General features: G+C 42.6%; 16 protein-coding genes, 7 tRNA genes, 1 rRNA gene and 1 other annotated feature. Of the genes, 22 read left to right on the top strand and 2 right to left on the bottom strand.

What is annotated here, in order from left to right; translation table 11 throughout:
* The 15 genes from BJR36_RS16830 to rsmI form a co-directional block, all read left to right on the top strand.
* A 23S ribosomal RNA gene (locus BJR36_RS16830) occupies positions 1-199 on the top strand; the annotation flags it as partial.
* A gap of 93 nt (positions 200-292) precedes the next feature.
* Positions 293-366 (top strand) — tRNA-Asp (locus BJR36_RS16835).
* Between the two features lie 34 nt (positions 367-400).
* A tRNA-Val gene (locus tag BJR36_RS16840) sits at positions 401-473 on the top strand.
* 9 nt (positions 474-482) lie between these two features.
* A tRNA-Thr gene (locus tag BJR36_RS16845) sits at positions 483-555 on the top strand.
* 42 nt (positions 556-597) lie between these two features.
* Positions 598-679, top strand: a tRNA-Tyr gene (locus BJR36_RS16850).
* 49 nt (positions 680-728) lie between these two features.
* Positions 729-802, top strand: a tRNA-Met gene (locus tag BJR36_RS16855).
* 28 nt (positions 803-830) lie between these two features.
* A tRNA-Phe gene (locus BJR36_RS16860) sits at positions 831-903 on the top strand.
* Positions 904-951: 48 nt separating this feature from the next.
* Positions 952-1,024: transfer RNA gene (locus tag BJR36_RS16865), tRNA-Lys, on the top strand.
* Positions 1,025-1,106: 82 nt separating this feature from the next.
* Positions 1,107-2,633: an aminotransferase class I/II-fold pyridoxal phosphate-dependent enzyme gene (locus BJR36_RS16870; protein ID WP_278276598.1), complete on the top strand. Its 1,527-nt coding sequence runs from the start codon at positions 1,107-1,109 to the stop codon at positions 2,631-2,633.
* A gap of 195 nt (positions 2,634-2,828) precedes the next feature.
* A complete protein-coding gene (locus BJR36_RS16875) occupies positions 2,829-3,422 on the top strand; it encodes a nucleoside/nucleotide kinase family protein (protein ID WP_091236519.1) in 594 nt (197 codons plus the stop codon).
* 74 nt (positions 3,423-3,496) lie between these two features.
* Positions 3,497-3,937, top strand: a complete 441-nt coding sequence (locus BJR36_RS16880; RefSeq protein ID WP_091236521.1) for a YaaR family protein — start codon at positions 3,497-3,499, stop codon at positions 3,935-3,937.
* Between the two features lie 52 nt (positions 3,938-3,989).
* A complete protein-coding gene (locus BJR36_RS16885) occupies positions 3,990-4,979 on the top strand; it encodes a DNA polymerase III subunit (RefSeq protein ID WP_091236570.1) in 990 nt (329 codons plus the stop codon).
* Positions 4,980-4,982: 3 nt separating this feature from the next.
* Entirely contained in the window at positions 4,983-5,900 is a 918-nt protein-coding gene (locus tag BJR36_RS16890) for a PSP1 domain-containing protein (RefSeq protein ID WP_091236523.1), read from the top strand.
* Entirely contained in the window at positions 5,890-6,627 is a 738-nt protein-coding gene (locus tag BJR36_RS16895) for a tRNA1(Val) (adenine(37)-N6)-methyltransferase (protein WP_091236524.1), read from the top strand. Before BJR36_RS16890 ends, BJR36_RS16895 begins: the two co-directional genes overlap by 11 nt.
* A gap of 116 nt (positions 6,628-6,743) precedes the next feature.
* The gene (rsmI, locus tag BJR36_RS16900; protein ID WP_091236573.1) at positions 6,744-7,580 is read left to right on the top strand and encodes a 16S rRNA (cytidine(1402)-2'-O)-methyltransferase; all 837 of its coding nucleotides are present in this window, start codon (positions 6,744-6,746) and stop codon (positions 7,578-7,580) included.
* Positions 7,581-7,814: 234 nt separating this feature from the next.
* On the opposite strand, the gene BJR36_RS16905 is transcribed toward rsmI, so the two are convergent.
* Positions 7,815-8,078, bottom strand: a complete 264-nt coding sequence (locus BJR36_RS16905; RefSeq protein WP_091236526.1) for an AbrB/MazE/SpoVT family DNA-binding domain-containing protein — start codon at positions 8,076-8,078, stop codon at positions 7,815-7,817.
* Between the two features lie 292 nt (positions 8,079-8,370).
* On the opposite strand from BJR36_RS16905, the gene BJR36_RS16910 reads away from it, so the two are divergent.
* The gene (locus BJR36_RS16910) at positions 8,371-8,841 is read left to right on the top strand and encodes a MarR family winged helix-turn-helix transcriptional regulator (protein ID WP_091236527.1); all 471 of its coding nucleotides are present in this window, start codon (positions 8,371-8,373) and stop codon (positions 8,839-8,841) included.
* Between the two features lie 76 nt (positions 8,842-8,917).
* On the opposite strand, the gene BJR36_RS16915 is transcribed toward BJR36_RS16910, so the two are convergent.
* Positions 8,918-10,735 carry a DUF885 domain-containing protein gene (locus BJR36_RS16915; RefSeq protein WP_091236528.1) on the bottom strand — a complete coding sequence of 606 codons (1,818 nt, stop codon included), beginning with the start codon at positions 10,733-10,735 and terminating at the stop codon, positions 8,918-8,920.
* Between the two features lie 144 nt (positions 10,736-10,879).
* Between BJR36_RS16915 and BJR36_RS16920 the strand changes: the two genes are divergently transcribed.
* From BJR36_RS16920 to BJR36_RS16945, 6 genes are all read left to right on the top strand, one after another.
* A complete protein-coding gene (locus BJR36_RS16920) occupies positions 10,880-14,131 on the top strand; it encodes a DUF5704 domain-containing protein (RefSeq protein ID WP_091236530.1) in 3,252 nt (1,083 codons plus the stop codon).
* Between the two features lie 68 nt (positions 14,132-14,199).
* Positions 14,200-14,474, top strand: a binding site (T-box leader).
* A gap of 124 nt (positions 14,475-14,598) precedes the next feature.
* Positions 14,599-16,542, top strand: a complete 1,944-nt coding sequence (gene metG / locus BJR36_RS16925) for a methionine--tRNA ligase (protein WP_091236531.1) — start codon at positions 14,599-14,601, stop codon at positions 16,540-16,542.
* A 202-nt stretch (positions 16,543-16,744) separates the two neighbouring features.
* Positions 16,745-17,515, top strand: coding sequence for a TatD family hydrolase (locus tag BJR36_RS16930; RefSeq protein ID WP_091236575.1), 771 nt, complete (start codon positions 16,745-16,747; stop codon positions 17,513-17,515).
* 3 nt (positions 17,516-17,518) lie between these two features.
* Complete coding sequence (gene rsmA, locus BJR36_RS16935; RefSeq protein ID WP_091236533.1) at positions 17,519-18,391, top strand: 16S rRNA (adenine(1518)-N(6)/adenine(1519)-N(6))-dimethyltransferase RsmA; 873 nt, start codon at positions 17,519-17,521, stop codon at positions 18,389-18,391.
* Positions 18,392-18,472: 81 nt separating this feature from the next.
* Positions 18,473-19,558 carry an HD-GYP domain-containing protein gene (locus BJR36_RS16940; RefSeq protein ID WP_091236535.1) on the top strand — a complete coding sequence of 362 codons (1,086 nt, stop codon included), beginning with the start codon at positions 18,473-18,475 and terminating at the stop codon, positions 19,556-19,558.
* A gap of 23 nt (positions 19,559-19,581) precedes the next feature.
* The gene (locus BJR36_RS16945; protein WP_091236536.1) at positions 19,582-20,265 is read left to right on the top strand and encodes a TIGR00266 family protein; all 684 of its coding nucleotides are present in this window, start codon (positions 19,582-19,584) and stop codon (positions 20,263-20,265) included.
* Positions 20,266-20,291: the final 26 nt, after the last annotated feature.

Consider the following 20,291-nt stretch of genomic DNA (forward strand, 5'->3'; position numbering starts at 1 on the left):
TACCAATGGCATGGCAGAGTAGCCAAGTTCGGCAGGGATAAACGCTGAAGGCATCTAAGCGTGAAGCCCCCCTCAAGATGAGATATCTCATAGCAAAAGCTAGTAAGACCCCTTGAAGACGACGAGGTGGATAGGACAGAGGTGGAAGCATGGCAACATGTGTAGCTGACTGTTACTAATAGGTCGAGGGCTTGACCATAAGCACTTAGGTGTGCAATGGTTCATAGGATAGAACAAAAAATGGATGATTGAATAGTTTGAATGTGTGGTTTTGAAGGTACATGAATTGTTTGGCCCGATGGCTCAGTTGGTTAGAGCGCCGCCCTGTCACGGCGGAGGTCGAGGGTTCGAGTCCCTTTCGGGTCGTTAAAAACTAAATATGGTTTTTAAATTAGTACATGGGATCTTAGCTCAGCTGGGAGAGCATCTGCCTTACAAGCAGAGGGTCACAGGTTCGAGCCCTGTAGGTCCCATTTCAGTACGCCGACGTGGCTCAATTGGCAGAGCAGCTGACTTGTAATCAGCAGGTTATCGGTTCAAGTCCGATCGTCGGCTTGTATTTTTAGCCACTAATGCTGGCTGAAAATAATTAAATATGGATGGGTTCCCGAGCGGCCAAAGGGGGCAGACTGTAAATCTGTTGTCAACGACTTCGAAGGTTCGAATCCTTCTCCATCCATTCATAAACAGTATTGTTTATGCAGGTATCAAGAACAACTAAATATTAACGCGGGGTGGAGCAGTCTGGAAGCTCGTCGGGCTCATAACCCGAAGGTCATAGGTTCAAATCCTGTCCCCGCAATTTTAATTGGATATAAATATTCAATTATGCCCAGATAGCTCAGTTGGTAGAGCAGAGGACTGAAAATCCTCGTGTCGCTGGTTCGATTCCGGCTCTGGGCATTTACTATGAAAATTCATTTGAGAATTTTATGGTTTTAGATATAGTATGGGATATTAGCTCAGTTGGTAGAGCACTAGACTTTTAATCTAGGTGTCCCGGGTTCGAGCCCCGGATGTCTCATTATTTTGGTCAGGCAAGGTTTTGTGCCTGGCCTTTTTTTTTATAGCATAGGATAGTTGCGATCATGAATTATTTATAAAAAATGACAAGGAGAATCGGTTTGGAGAATTTGTATGATAAACTTTATGCATATAGCAAATCGGACTTTTATCCATTTCATATGCCAGGACACAAACGGAATTTGTTGATAACTGAGTTCACAAATCCGTTTAGTGTGGATATCACTGAAATTGATGGGTTTGATAATCTGCATCATGCGGAAGGAATTCTGAAGCATGCGGAGGAAAGGGCTGCTAATTTATATGGTTCTGAAGAAACTCATTTCATAGTAAATGGGAGCACATGCGGAATTTTAAGCGCAATCAGTGCATGCACGAAGCATGGTGATAAAATCATTATGGCTAGAAATTGCCATAAAGCGGCCTATCATGGAGTTTTCCTCAGAGAATTAAAAACGGAATATGTTTATCCACAATCAGAGCATCGTTTGGGGCTCAATGGTGGATTAAATCCTGAAGAAATCAGGGAGCTGTTGATAAAAGACAGAAGTATAAAAGCGGTTTTCATCACTTCCCCAACTTATGACGGAATTGTTTCTGATGTGGAGACGATAGGGAAGATAACGCATGAATATGGGATCCCCTTAATTGTTGATGAGGCGCATGGGGCTCATTTTGGTTTTCATTCATATTTTCCGGAAAATTCGATTAAATCCGGAGCTGACATTGTCATTCATAGTATTCATAAAACACTTCCTTCTCTTACGCAGACGGCACTGATTCATGTTAATGGAAAGTTAGTTGACAGGGAAAAAATCAGAAAGTATCTGGATATCTATCAGACGAGCAGCCCGTCTTATGTGCTTATGGCATCCATAGACAGCTGTATAAGGCTTATAGAATCGGAAGGAGACAGGTTATTTTCAGAGTATGCTGCAAGGCTTTCAGTCTTAAGGGAAAGATTAAAGAGGCTGAAATATATAAAACTTGCGGATTGCGGAATACGGGGAACCAGCCGGATTGCAGATATGGATTTATCAAAATTGGTTTTATCGGTCAGAGAAACTGGTCTGACTGGAAAACAGTTATATCATATACTGCTGGATGAATATCATCTTCAGATGGAGATGGCGGCGGGGGACTATGTACTTGCCATGACATCTATTGCGGATACGGAAGATGGATTTATAAGGCTGGCAGAAGCGCTTGAGGATATTGAAAAAAAATATGAAGTTGAGCTTCTAAACGGTGTAACAGGAAGCGGTGGGCCAGAGACAGATTACGCAGCTGAAAAACGACATTGTTTGAGGGATGTGACGGACCAGGAAAAACACACAGGTGGGTATTTGCAATCTATGCTAAAGAATGAGATTGTAATGAAAATCAGTGATGCTGAAAATGTTCGTATGAAAGAGATATCAATTACGGATAGCGAGAGCGAAATCAGTGGGGAGTATGTTTATTTGTATCCGCCTGGAATACCGATTATAGTTCCGGGTGAGCGGATTAGCCGCAATCTGATTGAACTTATTTCATATTATAAAAATAGCGGGCTTTCAATTGAGGGGCTCAATGACAGAGAATCCAGAAAGATTAAAATATTAGGATAAAGACCTGGCGAGTGCGCTTTGCTAATCAACATGTTTTACATCACGTCCTCATTATTTAAACTTGTGCAAATTGACGAATACCATTTTGTGAATAGGCTTTTGACACTCCACTCCACATAATAAATAATTTGAATAATATTACCTTATGTATTATACTTTAACAAAGTAAAAGTATAGTATGTGAGGTATATTTATATGGGAAAAATATTTTATCTGATGGGGAAGAGCTCGTCGGGAAAAGATACAATTTTCAAAAAAATTCTTGAAAATAAAGAATTGAAATTAAATACGATCATACTCTACACCACCAGACCCATCAGGGCAGGAGAAACAGATGGCGTAGAGTATTTTTTTGTTACCGAAAAGGAATTCGGAGAATTTGAACAGTCAGGCAGGCTGATAGAGGCAAGGGCATATGATACTGTCCATGGTATCTGGAGATATTTTACTGTGGATGACGGCCAGGTGGATTTTGAAAATAAGGACTATCTCGTGATCGGAACTCTTGAGTCGTATAAAAGAATGAAGGCTTATTTTGGTGAGAAAAACCTGGTTCCAGTCTACATTGATCTGGATGATGGAATCCGTCTTCTTCGAGGGCTGACAAGAGAACAGGAACAGGAGATGCCGAGATATGCTGAGATGTGCAGAAGATTTCTTGCAGACGAGCAGGACTTTTCAGAAGAGAAGCTTAAGGAAGCAGGAATTGAGAGGAAGTTTGAAAACGACAGCCTTGAAAGATGCATGGAAGAAATAACTGAATATATTAAGCAGTATATAAAAAACTGATAATTACTGTATAATAAAAAACGTATGTGTTATAATATAATGGACTATATTAATAAAAAGCAGGGAGGTATTCCATGGATTTAAGAGTCAATCAGGCGCTAAAGACAGCCAATGTTGAAAGCACGACACCTGCCAGACTATCTGACGGCAGCTTCAAATTTACACTTGCAAGCAATATTGAAGAAAAGGATCTACAGGCAAGGCTCAATGTCCTTATGGAAGATATTACTGCTCAGGGTGAAAAGATTGCAAAACATCTGGATGTCAGGGATATGAAAAAATACAGGGAACTGGTTAAGGATTTTATGAATGAAGTAGTGAACCGCTCTCATGAATTCTCAAGAGAGAATTTTTTAGACAGAAGGGGACGCCACAGGGTATATGGAATTGTAAAGCTGGTGGACAGGAATCTGGACGAACTGGCAGCGGAACTCATAAAGGATGAAAAAGAACATATTTCGGTTTTAAGCAGGGTTGGAGAGATAAAGGGCCTTTTGCTGGATATTTTAACCTGATAAAGGGATTGTTTTTTCAAGAATAGACAAAGGAAAGTTTGGGGTGATCAATATGCCGCAGTTTAAAGATATAAGAGGGCATCAGCAGATTATCAGACATCTACAGAATGCTATTAATTTAAATAAAGTGTCCCATGCATATATTTTTAACGGAGAAGAAGGATCGGGAAAAAATATTCTTGCATCGACTTTTGCTATGGCGCTTCAGTGCGACAGGAAAGAAGCAGAGCCATGCCTTGAATGCCGTTCCTGCAGACAGGCGGAGAACAGAAATCAGCCGGATATCATCAGGATTACCCATGAGAAGCCGAACAGCATAGGCGTTGAGGATATCAGGGTGCAGCTGAATGCAGACATCATGATCAAGCCCTACAGTAGCCCTTATAAAATATATATAATAGATGAGGCAGAGAAGCTTACAGTACAGGCTCAGAATGCCCTTCTTAAGACCATAGAGGAACCTCCGGCATATGCCGTTATTATGCTTCTGACTACGAATGCTGATGAATTTCTTCCTACGATACTGTCAAGATGCGTAAGTCTGAATCTTAAGACAGTGGAAGATGCAGATATCAAGAAATATCTCATGGAAGAACTTCAGATTCCGGATTATCAGGCGGATTTATGTACAGCATTTGCGCAGGGAAATATGGGAAAAGCAATTAAACTTGCATCTGCTGAAAATTTTAACCAGATAAAAGATGAGACAGTACAGCTTCTTAAATATATTAATGAAATGGAAATCAGCGAAATAGTTGAAGCTATCAAAAAAATCAGTACGCACAAGCTGGACGTGCAGGATTATTTTGATCTGATTATGATATGGTACAGAGATGTTCTGCTGTTTAAGGCAACATCAGATGTCGATTCCCTGATTTTTAAGGATGAAGTCAGATACATACAAAAACAGGCAAACAGAAGTTCATATGAAGGAATTGAAGCAATTATCAACGCATTGGAGAACGCAAAAGCAAGATTGAATGCAAACGTCAATTTTGATCTGGTTATGGAACTTCTCCTGCTTACAATAAAGGAGAATTAGAGAATGATAAAAGTGATAGGAGTAAGGTTCAGGAATGCAGGCAAGATATATTTTTTTGACCCTGCAGAATTCGATATCAGCACAGGCGATCATGTAATCGTGGAAACTGCAAGAGGAATCGAATACGGAGCCGTGGTCATCGGACCCAAGGAAGTAAAGGACGAGAAGGTAATACAGCCTCTGAAGCCGGTAATCAGGATAGCGACCCCGGAAGATGATGAAATTGAGATAGAGAACAAGAAAAAAGAAAAAGAGGCATTCCGCATATGCATGGAAAAAATTAAGAAGCATAAATTAGAGATGAAGCTTATCGATGCGGAATATACCTTTGATAACAATAAGGTACTTTTTTATTTTACTGCAGATGGAAGAATCGACTTCCGTGAACTTGTTAAGGATCTTGCATCGGTATTTAAGACAAGAATCGAGCTTAGACAGATCGGTGTAAGGGACGAGACAAAGATTTTAGGAGGCATCGGCATCTGTGGAAGAAGCCTGTGCTGCCATACTCATCTTTCGGAATTCGCACCGGTGTCTATAAAAATGGCAAAGGAACAGAACCTTTCTTTAAATCCTACAAAGATTTCGGGTGTGTGCGGAAGACTCATGTGCTGCCTGAAAAATGAGGAAGAGACATATGAAGAGCTTAATTCCCGCCTTCCAAACCTTGGGGATCTAGTGACAACTGATGACGGGCTTAAGGGTGAAGTGCAGAGCGTGAGCGTTTTGAGACAGCAGGTCAAGGTTGTCGTAACCAATAACGGAGAAAAAGAAATCCGCGAATACAAGGTGGATCAGCTTAAGTTCAAACCGAAGCGAAGAAAAGAAAAGGTCAGCCTTTCAAAAGAAGAGCTTAGGGCACTTGAGGAATTAGAGCGGAAAGAAGGAAAAGAAGGGAAATCCAAGCTAGATGACAATTAAGTTAGAACCGGATGAAAGGCTGGATGATCTGCACCGGAATGGCTATAAAATCATCCAGAATTCTAAAAAATTCTGTTTTGGCATGGATGCTGTTCTTCTTTCAGGCTTTGCAACGGTAAAGCCAGGAGAAAATGCCCTGGACCTTGGTACCGGAACAGGTATTATTCCCATACTGCTTGAAGCAAAAACCAAAGGTCAGCATTTTACCGGCCTTGAAATACAGGAAGAAAGCGCCGATATGGCAAGAAGAAGCGTGGCATATAACGGACTGGAAGAGAAAATCGATATTGTTACGGGAGATATCCGGGAGGCTTCAAAATTGTTTGGCGCTGCTTCGTTTGATGTGATCACGACGAATCCGCCATATATGACAGGAAGCCACGGAATCGTGAATCCGGATATGCCTAAGGCAATCGCAAGACATGAGGTTCTATGCACCCTGGACGACGTGGTAAGGGAAGCATCAAAGCTCCTGAAGTCAGGAGGACGTTTCTATATGGTACACAGACCCTTCAGGCTGGCGGAAATCATGGCGACCATGATGAAGTATAAGCTTGAACCGAAGCGGATGAGACTTGTTTATCCATTTGTAGACAAGGAGCCGAATATGGTTCTTATCGAAGCATTGCGGGGTGGAAGGCCAAGGATAACCGTGGAGAAGCCGCTGATCGTCTATAAGGAAAAGGACGTATATACGGACGAGATCTATGAAGTCTATGGATATTAAAACGGAATAAGAAAAATAATTGCGACAGGCAGGATATGAAGTTCAACTATTCTGCCTGTATATTTTTGAGTATATGATTCAGAGAAGTGAAATAAGGAAAGGACATGGTTCAAATTATGCAGGGAAAATTATATTTGTGTGCGACGCCAATAGGCAACCTCGAGGATATAACGCTCAGGGTACTGAGGATTCTCAAAGAGGCCGACCTGATTGCTGCAGAGGATACAAGAAACAGCATAAAGCTGCTCAATCATTTTGAAATAAAAACACCTATGACAAGCTATCATGAATTCAATAAAATAGATAAGGCGAAATATCTGATCGGCCAGATGAAAGAAGGGCTGAATGTCGCACTCATTACCGATGCGGGTACGCCGGGCATATCGGATCCGGGTGAGGATCTGGTGAAAATGTGTTATGAAGAGGGAGTAGAAGTAACTTCTCTTCCAGGAGCGGCTGCCTGCATTACAGCCCTTACAATTTCAGGAATGTCGACAAGAAGATTTTGTTTTGAAGCATTTCTGCCTTCTGACAAAAAGGAAAAGAGGGATGTTCTGAAGGAGTTAGAAAATGAGACCAGGACCATCATTTTGTATGAGGCTCCGCACAGGCTGATCAGGACATTGGAGGAGCTGAAGGATGCCCTTGGCGAGAGACGGATTACCGTCTGCAGGGAGCTGACAAAAAGATATGAAACTGCTTTCCGAACTACGTTTTCAGAGGCTATCGAGCATTACGAAAAGACTGATCCGCGCGGAGAATGCGTGATCGTTATTGAAGGAAGAAGCAGGGAAGAAATTAAGGAAGAAAAACGAAGAGAATGGGAAGAGCTGTCAATAGAAGAGCATCTGGCCCATTATACAGACAAAGGAACTGACAGGAAAGAAGCGATGAAGCTGGTAGCAAAAGACAGAGGAATTACCAAACGGGATGTTTATCAGGCTCTTTTATAGTTTACAGGCAGACTTCCAGCCCCCTCAGGATATCATATCCATGGCGTGAGTGATATTTCATGGACGGGTTTTTATCTCATAGGATAAACGTTTCTATAATAATAAAAAATGCCCGCGGTATGTCTGCGGGCATTTCTTTCAGCATTGGAAAACGGACAGAATGCCGGGCACGGTCCCAAAACCGTGGCCCAGCACTCCTTTCCGTTTTATAAGATTGTATTACGCAAAACTAAATTACTCTTTGACTTTCAGTCCTGCAAGTTTGGCCATCTCAATTATTGATTCCTTGGAAACTTTTTTTCCGTGGAAATCAATTAAGTCATCCATGCTGCCAGTAAAAATGTCACTTGGTGAAAATTTCTGGAGAATAATTTTGTCTTCTTCAACAAAGATGTGTAATGAATCTCTTTCAGTCAAGTTTAAGCTTTTTCTGAGTTCCATTGGTAAAGTTATTCTGCCTAGTTCATCCAATCTTCTTACTACGCCAGTATCTCTCATATTCGATCCTCCTTGGTTAAAATAGTAAATATGATAAGATTATTATAGCAGTAGTTGATTAAGAATACAATAGAAATAATAAAAAAATTTACATTTTTATACTTTATTAAAAAAATGGCAAAAAAAGTATAATTATTATATGTTAAGGTAAAAGAATACATAATATAAAAAAAAGGAACTTCTCGGTCATTTTTATATTCGGATGAAAAAGGAATGCATTTTTAGTGGGTAAAATCCAGAAAGGAGAGCAGAAACGACAAAAATATTGTGAAAGGAGAAAAAATGGTGTATAATGTGGATAAAATCAGGAAAGGCAGGAGATAGTGTGGATACATATGGTACGTTTCATGAGGTACTTGTTAAGTTGTTCAATGACATAATGAGTATTGAAGAAAAGACAATCATAACTGAAGAATTCAAGGATATCTCCAATAACGATATGCATATTATCGAAGCAATCGGAATAGGGGACCCCAGAAATATGTCGGCGGTCGCAAAAACCCTTACCGTTACCGTCGGAACACTGACTATCGCTATCAACAGCCTTGTAAAAAAAGGGTACGTATCAAGAATCCGCAGCGATGAGGATAGAAGGGTCGTGCTTCTTTCATTGTCTCCAAAGGGAGTCAGGGCATTTGAACATCACCAGGATTTCCACGAGAAGATGATAAGAGCAACCATAGAAGGTCTTGACGATTCGGAACTGAAGGTTCTCGTGAAAGCCCTGATCAACCTAAGAAATTTTTTTGAAAGCTACAGATAAAAACCGGGAAACTGCATCTTACAAGCAGAATCCCGGTTCAGAATTCACATTCTCTTTTTTTCTATAATTATTCGGATTATTTTTCGGATATCCATTCATTCATATACTTTTCGAGTATATCAAAGGGCGCAGGTCCTGTCATAAGCAGAAATTCATGAAAATTCACAGCTTTAAACTCATATCCCAGTTTTGTCTCAGCTATATCCCTTAATCTCAGAAATTCCAAATAACCCACATAATATTTTAAATAGTTTGCAGGTTCTTCGACTATGCCGTGATAGATCTGTTCAACAATTCTATTGCCTGTTATTCCGTAGCGTTCCAGATAGGAGGCTGTTTTTTCCACATCCCAGCCATCATAATGGATGCCAATGTCTATTGAGGAATACAGACCCAGGGTCAGCGACCTGTTCAGCTGAAGCATTTTTGCGGTATCCTTGTCCATATCTGCAAGACCATAGGCATACATTTCCGCATAGGTCGCCCACCCCTCGATGAATCCTGCAAAATTCAGAAGGCTCCGTACCTTATCCGAAAGGAATGTGTTCGAATATACGGTCTGGTAAAGGTGTCCGGGATAGCCTTCATGGGCAAGGGTAGCATAGAGGTCGGCTTTTTCATAGCTGCCGGCAGGATTGATATAAATAATATTTTCCGACATATTATCGATAGGAGGTGTCAGATAGAATGCAGGACTTAAGAAATCTTCTAATGACTCATCGACATACTTTACAGAATAAGCGGTATTGGGCGGGGTAGGGAAATCATCGGCTATTTTTGATTTCAGATCCTCGAGTATTTCTGCGGGATCTTGCAGAGCGAATTCATAGCTGTCGAAAGAATCGGGAATGGACGGGTCGGCTGCAAAGAGCGCAGAAAGAGCCTGCATGTCAGTTTCCATTTTGGAATCTATCATTTTCTGGATTTCCTCTATAGAACGGGGAGAGCCGGTATTATATTTTACAAGGTATTCATAGTATTTTCTGCCATCAGGGTAGTGGCAGAGGCCTTCTTCGTTTGTTCCCGTGCCTTTGAGTGAGGTGAGACCTTCTATCAGAAGCTGGTATCCGGGAATGACATCGCTGTTTAAAATTTCTGTATTCTGCTTTTTAAAAGCTTCTTTCTGCTCCTCCGTAATGAAGGAGAGCCTGTCGATTTTTTCATTAAATGTGGAAATCAAAAAATGATCTTCCGGATTCTTTATAAATTCCCTGCATTGTTCGATTATATCATCTGCCGAGTAGTCAGCCATGAATAGACCAGCTTCCGACTTTTCCTTCTCAAATTCCATGATGCTGGCGTAATAGTCGTCAAGGTCTGCAATCAGACCGAGATAGTCGGTTATATCTTTCTCTCTTAGAAATGAATATTCTGCCAAAAGGATGGGAAGCTGTGCCTGGGTTCCGAGGGAGGGGCTGAGTGCCTCGGCATAGAGGACCAGGCCTGATGAAGAGAGTTCAGTCGTGAAAAAACTATCCAGAATATCGTAGGTCAGCTGACGGCTTTCTGTAAGGCTCTCATAGGAAAAGCTGTGGAGAGTTGTCTGCCAGGTTTTAAGGTCGTCAATGATCGTATCGATTTCATCCAGAGAAATGCGGCCAAGGGTCACATTATAATCGGTGATTCCATAGGCGCCTGGATCGGAAAGGCTGTAGTGGAGATTTAATGTGTTGGACGTAACCTCCTCCAGGAAAAGTTCATTTGTAAAATCATCAAAAGCAACCCCAATATCGTCCTCAGTATCATCTCCAGTATCTTCGGAAGTCTCCTGGTTTTCAGAACTGATTGGAGCGGACTCCGGGATGTCTGTCCCGTTGTTTCTATTACACCCGGCAAAGGAAAGGACGATGCAGATCGTAAAAAATAACAATGATATTTTTTTTAAGTGCTTCAAGTAGTTATTGCCCTCCTCTCAATATCTTCAGTCGGAAGACTGATCAGTTACTATCATAATAGCATATAGGATTGGTTTATACAAAATAATTCAGGCAGCTGCATCCGCAGGAATGAGGGGATGCAGAACGAAGGGAGAATGTGAATGAAAGGAAAGAAAATCAGTATTATTAGAAAAAAAGGGGAAAACAGGAAGTCGGAAGGAGGGAGCACGAGGCAGGGAATAAAAATCGCTGCAGCGCTTGTTCTTATGAGTGCCTTCTTGTTTCTGTCAGGTATGATCAGTTATGCAGTCGGCATCGAAGATTACTACCAGGAGGTACTGAAATTTGACGACCAGGGAAATCTGATTATGACGGTACATGACAGGAAAGCGACGGCGGCAGTTACCTATAAGACTATAGGCTGGACAATTAAAAGGTATAACCAGCCGATTGATGCAGCAGGAAACCAGTGTGCCAGGATTGTGCTGGAAGAAAATGCGCCGTCAAGGCCGGATCCAGGAGACAGCAAATATATATATTCTTATTTTTACTGCAACAGGGACGCAATTTTTAACAGCATAGGGAATGCGTCCAAAGAATGGCAGGAGGAACTTTACAGTAACGGGGGTACCGTATATTTGGATTCCATCATGACTGTATGTGTAAACGGAGTTCCACGGGGAAGCCTGACAGACGGGGGTGCAGGATCCGCAGGCGAGGTCTATTTTACTTTTGAAGGGATTGCAGGTGCTAGAAAGTGGGCAAATCCGGAAAGCCTGAGGACACATTTTAATAAAAGCCTCAGTTTTCCGGAGAACAAAGAGATGCTTTCAGGCAGCTTTCATGTAGCTCATTTTGAGGTGGCAGGGGAGGATTATGAGCATGCAGCTTCTCTGGAGCGGTATGGAAAAAATATTTCGGGAGGGGTTCTGGAAGCCCGGGAGCACAGTTTTACAAAAGAAGATTTTACGGAACATTTTTTTGAATATAGAAAGCTGCATGTCATGCTGGAATACAGGGACGGGAGAAAATACGATTACTGGACCGAAGGCGACCAGGACGTGCAGGGGATGGCAGTCATCGGAAACCAGGATAATTCCATTGAGAGAGCGGATGTCCATTTCTACTATGAAAGGGTGGAACGGCAGCAGGAAAGGACTGATTACTTTAACTGGGATCAGAATGGAAACCAGCTTGCGAACAGCCTCTGCATCAGGGCTGAAGAAAAAGGAAATGAAGCCTTTGATGTGTCAGAAGGGGTACCAACAGGAGAAGAGCTTTATGTGGAAGGCAAGTTCAGCAAATACAGGTATGCCTGCAGATATAAGCAGACATATGGATTCCGCACCTATGGAATTCGTGTGCGAACGAAGTACACCCTGCGATGGACGGGAGAGAATGGAATTGTGCATGAGGAGGAGGCATACCGGGAGAAGGATTATTATGCGGACAGGTATTATTCATACTGGGAGGTAGAGGACCTGGATCTGAATTATCTTGATAATGTGGAAGTCTGCAATTATGCTTTTGAAAATGGAAAGGTCGTTCTGGATACGATTCCGGAAGCGTGGGTGATGCTTTTCACAGGAAGACGTGACCGTATGAAGGATCCTGAGTATGCTGAAACGCTTGAGGTGTATGGAGGGATCATAGAGGGGGGAAATGCAAAACCTGAAATTCAGGAGGGGAATTATCAGCAGGAAGCGGAGGCCGCTATCGGCCAGATAACCGTTAAAAATGATGCTTTTTTGCTTGATAATCAGAGACTGCTGGACAATACTGCAGCTGCGGGAACGGCTTCAGAGCCCGTAAAGCCTGCAGGAGATATAACTGTTAATATATATAAGGGAGATATTCTGATTCCCCATACAAAAAGGAATGGGGAAAAATATCCTAGCACGGCTACTGCAAATTATGGTACCTATGGCAGCATATCAGAGGAGTCTTTCAGGGTGATGCCTGTAAATGGAATTACGGTTCATACACCGGTCGTATGCCAGGGGATGATTTCCAGTGAGAAAGAATTCAACCAGGAGATAAATCCTGACAGAATGCGGGCATCGCTGATACTTGGCAGGAGTTTTATAATCAGGATGGGTACCACGGGAGTCCATAAGAAGATTAAAGGGTATGGCTACAGGGATTATGATGAATATACGGATTGCGGTCAGGTCCGTTTTCCGTTTACTGTATATCGTGGAGAGGGGATGATTGATGCAGGAACCTGGATCGATATCGAAGGGAGCAACATGTTTTTTTATCTGCCGGAGGGGATCAGTGAAGGGGACTATGCAGTTGAATTCAGGGCGGCCGCAAAGAATTATGATACAGTGGAAGGCGGTTTAGATAAAATAGAGCAGAATGCGAATCTTAACAGGGATAACTATGCCGCATGGGATTCTGTGAAGGTCCGTGTCACAGGCAGACTATTCGGCTTCAGTATAATTGATATCGGCGATTACCCCAGATGGGAGAGAGTTTTCAGGAAAGGGGACGGTATCACGCCCCGTGGGTTTGCTTACAGAGTAGGAACACAGGACAAAAACGGGAACAGCACAGGAATATCAGAAAAATATTCGCTTCCGATTCTAAGGGGAGGACATCCGTATAATCTGAATGCATGGGCAGTCAGGACAGGATATCATATAAAATTCAAGCTGACGACCATAGGAACCATGGCTGGGAACAATGACTACATACATTTAACGCCCGAATTCTGGTATGTCGATAAAAATGGAAGAAACCGACAGAAGGTGGATCTTTACTACAGCGCAGTTATCAATGGAAGCAGGGAGGAGTATGTGAAGATCGGAAGTGCCGTAGATAAAACAAATGTCATGACACTGGACATGAGCAGCAGATACAGCCTGGCTCCGAAAGAGGAACTGGAAAAATCTGCGGAGCTGACAGGACAAAATTTTAAGGACCTGTATGGAGAACCAGCAGAGGCATATACTTTCGGGAACATACTTTTGTCATACAAAAGCAGAAATTTCATCGGAAATACCACCAAAAATATTTCTGACAGCAACGCAGCCTTGAAATCCCGACAGGAGTGGTACGGGGAATACCATCTGCCTGCAAAAATCCATGCGGTTCCGGAGGGATTCGATCTGAAGCAATATATACATCAACATGGAACCCTGGGAAGGGACAGTAAGTTTTTCCTAAAAGACGGATATATACTGGTGAATCTGAATATTGAAACCCTCAAGAACCGGGTACCTTCACTGAGCTATACGAATCTGAAAAATGCGGCATCAGGATACTGCAATATGTGGAAGAGAGAGGGATTTGCATACAGCAGAACGGATGCCCTGAATGTGAAATTTGCATTTATCGATGGGGATGCTTTTCTTTATGATCTGGATGCATCTTTGCGGCAGGACTACAAAGGTATGGGGACGCACTAGGCGTTCTCTGTTACAGGAGTCTTGACATACCGGGGGAGCATGTGATAGTCTTTAAGATAAGTAAAAATGTAAACACTGTGACGAAGAGAGTAGGTTTATCATTCCATTTAAAGAGAATCCCCATATGGTGAGAGGGGACATTGGATATAGGCTGAAAATGGCTTCCGAGTGGCGCACCGAACTTTAACATATGATGGGAAAGCAAGGCTGCGACGGGACTCCGCCTGTTACAGCGGAAAAGTATACCAGGGCTTTAACTGCCTGTGGGTGTACTTAATGAGGTCTGCTTCGTGAGAAACAGATAAATTGAAGTGGTAACACGGGACGATTTCCCGTCTTCTCTAGCTGTTAGGGGAGACGGGTTTTTTTGACTCATAAAAAGGCTCGTCCTGTGACAAGAAAAAGTTCCGATTTTTAAAGAGAAATGATATCGATGATGATATTTTATTATGAAAGGATGTATACATATGGACAAGAAAAAATATTATATTACAACAGCAATCGCATACACATCAGGAAAGCCGCACATCGGAAACAGCTATGAAATCGTTCTTGCTGACAGCATTGCAAGATTTAAGAGGCAGCAGGGATATGATGTGTTTTATCAGACAGGAACGGATGAACATGGACAGAAGATTGAGCTGAAGGCTGAAGAAGCAGGCATCACACCGAAGGAATTCGTGGATGGTGTTGCAGGGCAGATCAGGGATATCTGGGATCTGATGGATACATCCTATGATAAGTTCGTGCGTACCACGGATGAACATCATGAAAAACAGGTTCAGAAAATATTTAAAAAACTCTATGAACAGGGCGATATATATAAAGGATATTATGAAGGAATGTACTGTACGCCATGTGAATCCTTCTTCACATCATCGCAGCTGGTCGACGGAAAATGTCCTGACTGCGGCAGAGAAGTACAGCCGGCGAAGGAAGAGGCTTATTTCCTTAAATTGAGCAAATATACAGACAGGCTGATTGCGCATATCAATGATCATCCTGAATTTATCCAGCCGGAATCCAGAAAGAATGAAATGATGAATAATTTCCTTCTTCCGGGCCTTCAGGATCTCTGCGTTTCAAGAACCTCATTTAAGTGGGGAATTCCGGTTGATTTCGATAACAAGCATGTTGTCTATGTATGGCTTGATGCACTCAGCAACTACATCACCGGCTTAGGGTATGATGTTGATGGAAATAGCGATTCCCTATTTGAAAAATTCTGGCCAGCAGATCTTCATCTTATTGGAAAAGATATTTTAAGGTTCCACACCATTTACTGGCCGATTATGCTGATGGCTCTTGACCTTCCGCTTCCAAAGCAGATATTCGGACATCCATGGCTGCTTCAGGGTGAGGGAAAGATGAGCAAGTCAAAAGGAAATGTGCTTTATGCGGATGAACTCGTTGATTTCTTCGGAGTTGATGCGGTAAGATACTTTGTTCTTCATGAAATGCCGTTTGACAATGACGGCGTAATCACATGGGAACTTATGGTGGAAAGAATGAATTCCGACCTTGCGAATACCCTTGGAAATCTTGTAAACAGGACGATTTCCATGTCAAACAAGTATTTCAGCGGTGTGGTAAACAATACCGGCGTCAGGGAAGATGTCGATGATGAACTCATCGCTCTTGCACTGAAGACGCCTCAGATCGTGCAGGAAAAAATGGAGCACCTGAGGGTTGCAGATGCTATTTCGGAAATCTTCACGCTGTTTAAGAGATGCAATAAATACATTGATGAAACCATGCCATGGGCTCTTGCAAAGGATGAGGACAAGCAGGCGCGTCTTGAAACCGTGCTTTACAACCTGACAGAATGCATCTGCATAGGCGCAACACTTTTAGAATCTTTCATGCCGGATACAGCAAAAAAAATCCTGGGCCAGTTGAATGCAAAGGAAAGAACAATGGAAGATCTTGCAACATATGGCTTATATGAATCAGGCACAAAAGTGACTGACAAACCGGCAATCCTTTTCGCACGCCTGGATGTGAATGAAGTACTTGAAAAAGTAGAAGCCATAAAAGCAGCAAACCAGGAACCTGAGGAACACTACCCTGCAGTTGAAGCGAAGCCGGAAATTACTATTGATGAATTTGATAAAGTACAGATTCAGGTCGGAGAGGTAATTGCATGCGAACCAGTTAAGAAGGCGAAAAAGCTTCTTGTTTCACAGATAAAAGTAGGAGGACAGACACGACAGATCGTGTCGGGAATCGCCCAGTACTATAAACCGGAAGAGATGGTAGGAAAGAAAGTTGCGGTAATTACGAACCTTAAGCCGGTTAAGCTCTGCGGAATCCTCTCAGAAGGCATGATTCTCGCAGCAAGCGATGATGACGGAAATCTTTCCGTCATGACTGTAGATAAAGACATTGTAAGCGGATCAGAAATCTGCTAAATATGATACCAGGGTCAAAAGGTCATGTGTTTCATGGTTGCATGAAAAAACATGACTTTGGGACCAGCAAAACATGAGAAAGCAGCCCGAACAGGGCGAATTTCGAGATAATATAAATAATCCGGGCACAAGCCCGGTCCGGAAGGAGGAAACTTTGGCAGGGGTATGCATGAAAGGTGCAGATCCCTGCCAAATAATGCTTATGATATTTGAAAGCCACGCCCATTTTGATGATGAGGCATTTGATACAGACAGGGAGGAACTGCTGGGAAGCTTTGCGGAAAACGGAATCGAGTACGTGATCAACGTAGGTGCCAGCATTCAAACCTCAAAAAACACGATTGCACTTACTGAAAAATATTCCTTCATATACGGCAGTGTCGGGGTGCATCCGAATGAAGCTGCGGAGCTGGACGAGGAGAAGATGGCCTGGCTCAAAGCGCAGACTGCATTGGAGAAGATAGTAGCGGTTGGTGAAATCGGACTCGACTATTATTATGACGAGCCGCCGAGGGATATACAGAAGAAATGGTTCGAGAGACAGCTTGAAATGGCGAGGGAGGCCGGACTTCCGGTAATCATCCACAGCCGCGACGCTGCAAAGGATACGGTGGACATGATGAAAACCCTGAAGGCGGGGGAAATCGGAGGGGTCATCCACTGCTTTTCCTATACGAAGGAGACGGCCAGGGAATTCCTGAATATGGGATTCTATATTGGAATCGGAGGGGTTGTGACCTTCGCAAACGCCAGGAAGCTGAAGGAGGCGGTAGCGTATATACCGCTTGAAAATATACTGCTGGAAACGGACAGTCCATACCTGTCTCCGGTGCCGTACAGGGGCAAACGGAACTCTTCGCTGAACATTCCGTACATCGCAAAAGAGATTGCAAGTATCAAAGGAATCAGTTATGATGAAGTGGTAGAGACAACAAACAGGAATGCAAAAAGACTGTTTTTCAAAGAGAGGTAATTGATGGCAACATTAGGAAATCCTAAGAATACGATTGAAATTTTAAATAAATATAAGTTTGTTATGCAGAAGAAATTCGGGCAGAATTTTTTAATAGACACCCATGTTTTGGAAAAAATAATAAATTCCGCAGATCTCACAAAAGATGATTTTGTGCTTGAAATCGGTCCGGGAATAGGCACAATGACCCAGTACCTGGCTGAGGCTGCAAGGGAAGTGGTCGCGGTGGAAATTGATACCAAGCTGATTCCGATACTTGAGGATACATTAAGCGATTACGATAATGTTACGATTATCAATCAGGATGTGCTTAAGCTTGATATAAAGAAGCTTGCAGAAGAAAGGAACGGAGGAAAGCCGATCAAGGTAGTGGCCAACCTTCCTTACTATATAACGACGCCGATCATAATGGGACTTTTTGAGAGCCACGTTCCGATCGACAGCATTACCATAATGGTTCAGAAAGAGGTTGCAGACCGTATGAAGGTCGGACCCGGAACAAAGGACTACGGGGCATTGTCCCTGGCAGTCCAGTATTATGCGGATCCTTATATTGTTGCAAATGTTCCGCCGAACTGTTTTATGCCAAGGCCAAACGTAGGCTCTGCAGTAATCAGGCTGACAAGGCATAAAGAGGTTCCGGTGAAGGTAGATGATGAGAGTCTGATGTTCAAAATCATCAGAGCATCCTTCAACCAGAGGCGGAAGACCCTGGTCAATGGCCTTAATAATTCACCAGAAATACATTTGTCAAAGGAACTGATAGCAGAAGCCCTTGAGGAAGCCGGATTTCTGGCAAATATAAGGGGAGAGGCTCTTACATTGGAACAGTTTGCAGAATTAAGCAATATAATCAGCAGAAAAATGAAAGAATAGGGACAAGGAAGTCTTCTGTGTTGAAATGAAAAGGGATTTTATACAGCTTTGGACATCCTTGTTGATGGGCAGGTGCGGAATTTGAAAGTTGAAAAGATTTTAGTGAAGAATGCGGTGCCTGGAATGGTGCTCGCAAGGGATGTATATACGGATGAAGAAAACCTTGTTCTTGGGGAAAAGATGATACTCGTAGAAAAAACCATTAAACATCTGAAAGGTCATTTCGTGCGGGAAATATTTATCTATGTGCCTGATGGAAAAAAGACGGTGAGCAGGCAGGCCCCACAGAGGAAGACATATAACCAGCAAATAAAAGAGACCCGGGAATTCAGAAAATTTGATAGTTCGTTCAAAGAATCCGTTTCAGAAGTGAAAGATCAGTTTAACAGTATTGTCAGCGAAGGAGCAGAAATCGATACCGAGGTACTTCTAAGCGAGACAGACAGAATCCTGAAAGAAAGCACGAGCGGCATTCATGTCCTGGATATGATGAGCTGTATGAGAGACATGGATGACCTGACATATGTGCATTCTGTAAATGTTGCCCTTATATGCAATGTGTTTGGAAACTGGCTGAAGCTTCCAAAAGATGAAATCCGTGTCCTTACACTGGGCGGCATTCTGCATGACATCGGCAAGCTGAAAATACCTCTGGAGATACTTACAAAACCAGGGAAACTTACAGATGAAGAGTATGAAATCATAAAAAAACATTCTTATTATGGTTATGATACGATAAAGAATAAAGAGATTGAAGACCAGGTTAAGCTGGCAGTCCTGCTTCACCATGAAAGGACGGACGGCAGCGGGTATCCTGGTGGATTTCCCAATCAGAAAATAGCAGAAGCTGCCAAGATAGTAGCAATTGCGGATGTATATGATGCAATGACCGCAAATCGGGTTTATCGCATCGGAATGTGTCCATTCAAGGTAATAAACATTTTTGAAGAAGAGGGAATGACCAAATATGATCCTAAATATATCATTCCGATCATGGAAATGCTTGTGCAGTCATATATTGGAAACAGCGTGCGCCTCAGCAACAACATGGCAGGCGAGGTGATTATGATCAATAAGAATTCCTTATCAAGACCTGTAGTGCGTGTAGGAAATGATTTCATTGATCTTTCAAAAGACAGGAAAGTTACGATTGAAGCAATTATTTAAAAATATAAGGAGGGGTATATTTTATGAAATATGAAATTCAGGGAACTCCGTTGCCGGTTGTTGTTTGTCAGCTGGAGGCAGGGGAAAAGATGATTACTGAAAAAGGATCGATGTGCTGGATGTCACCAAACATGAAAATGGAAACGAATGCCGGGGGCGGCGTGGGAAGAGCGCTTGGAAGGATGTTTTCAGGAGAGTCCATATTCCAGAACAACTATACGGCTATGGGCGGAGAGGGAATGATCGCTTTCGCATCCAGTTTTCCAGGATCCATCATGGTTTTTGACATTACACCTGGCAAAGAGATGATTGTACAGAAATCCGGATTTCTGGCAGGAGAGGCAGGTATCAATTTATCCGTACATTTCCATAAAAAGTTCGGAGCCGGACTGTTCGGAGGCGAGGGATTCATTATGCAGAAACTTTCCGGAATGGGGAAGGCATTTATAGAAATCGATGGCCATGCAGTGGAATATAATCTTCAGGCCGGGCAGTCCATTATAGTGGATACAGGCTACCTGGCTGCCATGGATATAACATGCTCGATGGAGATACAGAGCGTTCCCGGACTCAAGAACATGGTATTTGGAGGGGAAGGCATCTTCAATACTGTGATCACCGGACCAGGAAGAATAATCCTGCAGTCGCTGCCTATCAATGCAGTTGCAGGATCAATCAGGCCATACATGCCAACTGCAGGAAGCTGATCATAAATCCGCAGAATGATTCAGGA

Source organism: Anaerobium acetethylicum (assembly GCF_900096945.1).
Taxonomy (GTDB): domain Bacteria; phylum Bacillota; class Clostridia; order Lachnospirales; family Lachnospiraceae; genus Anaerobium; species Anaerobium acetethylicum.

Bases quoted from the DNA above. Each gene is read 5' to 3' on its own strand.
- BJR36_RS16870 (WP_278276598.1), top strand. From the start codon at position 1,107: ATGACAAGGAGAATCGGTTTGGAGAATTTGTATGATAAACTTTATGCA.
- BJR36_RS16875 (WP_091236519.1), top strand. From the start codon at position 2,829: ATGGGAAAAATATTTTATCTGATGGGGAAGAGCTCGTCGGGAAAAGAT.
- BJR36_RS16880 (WP_091236521.1), top strand. From the start codon at position 3,497: ATGGATTTAAGAGTCAATCAGGCGCTAAAGACAGCCAATGTTGAAAGC.
- BJR36_RS16885 (WP_091236570.1), top strand. From the start codon at position 3,990: ATGCCGCAGTTTAAAGATATAAGAGGGCATCAGCAGATTATCAGACAT.
- BJR36_RS16890 (WP_091236523.1), top strand. From the start codon at position 4,983: ATGATAAAAGTGATAGGAGTAAGGTTCAGGAATGCAGGCAAGATATAT.
- BJR36_RS16895 (WP_091236524.1), top strand. From the start codon at position 5,890: ATGACAATTAAGTTAGAACCGGATGAAAGGCTGGATGATCTGCACCGG.
- rsmI (WP_091236573.1), top strand. From the start codon at position 6,744: ATGCAGGGAAAATTATATTTGTGTGCGACGCCAATAGGCAACCTCGAG.
- BJR36_RS16905 (WP_091236526.1), bottom strand. From the start codon at position 8,078: ATGAGAGATACTGGCGTAGTAAGAAGATTGGATGAACTAGGCAGAATA.
- BJR36_RS16910 (WP_091236527.1), top strand. From the start codon at position 8,371: ATGTGGATAAAATCAGGAAAGGCAGGAGATAGTGTGGATACATATGGT.
- BJR36_RS16920 (WP_091236530.1), top strand. From the start codon at position 10,880: ATGAAAGGAAAGAAAATCAGTATTATTAGAAAAAAAGGGGAAAACAGG.
- metG (WP_091236531.1), top strand. From the start codon at position 14,599: ATGGACAAGAAAAAATATTATATTACAACAGCAATCGCATACACATCA.
- BJR36_RS16930 (WP_091236575.1), top strand. From the start codon at position 16,745: ATGATATTTGAAAGCCACGCCCATTTTGATGATGAGGCATTTGATACA.
- rsmA (WP_091236533.1), top strand. From the start codon at position 17,519: ATGGCAACATTAGGAAATCCTAAGAATACGATTGAAATTTTAAATAAA.
- BJR36_RS16945 (WP_091236536.1), top strand. From the start codon at position 19,582: ATGAAATATGAAATTCAGGGAACTCCGTTGCCGGTTGTTGTTTGTCAG.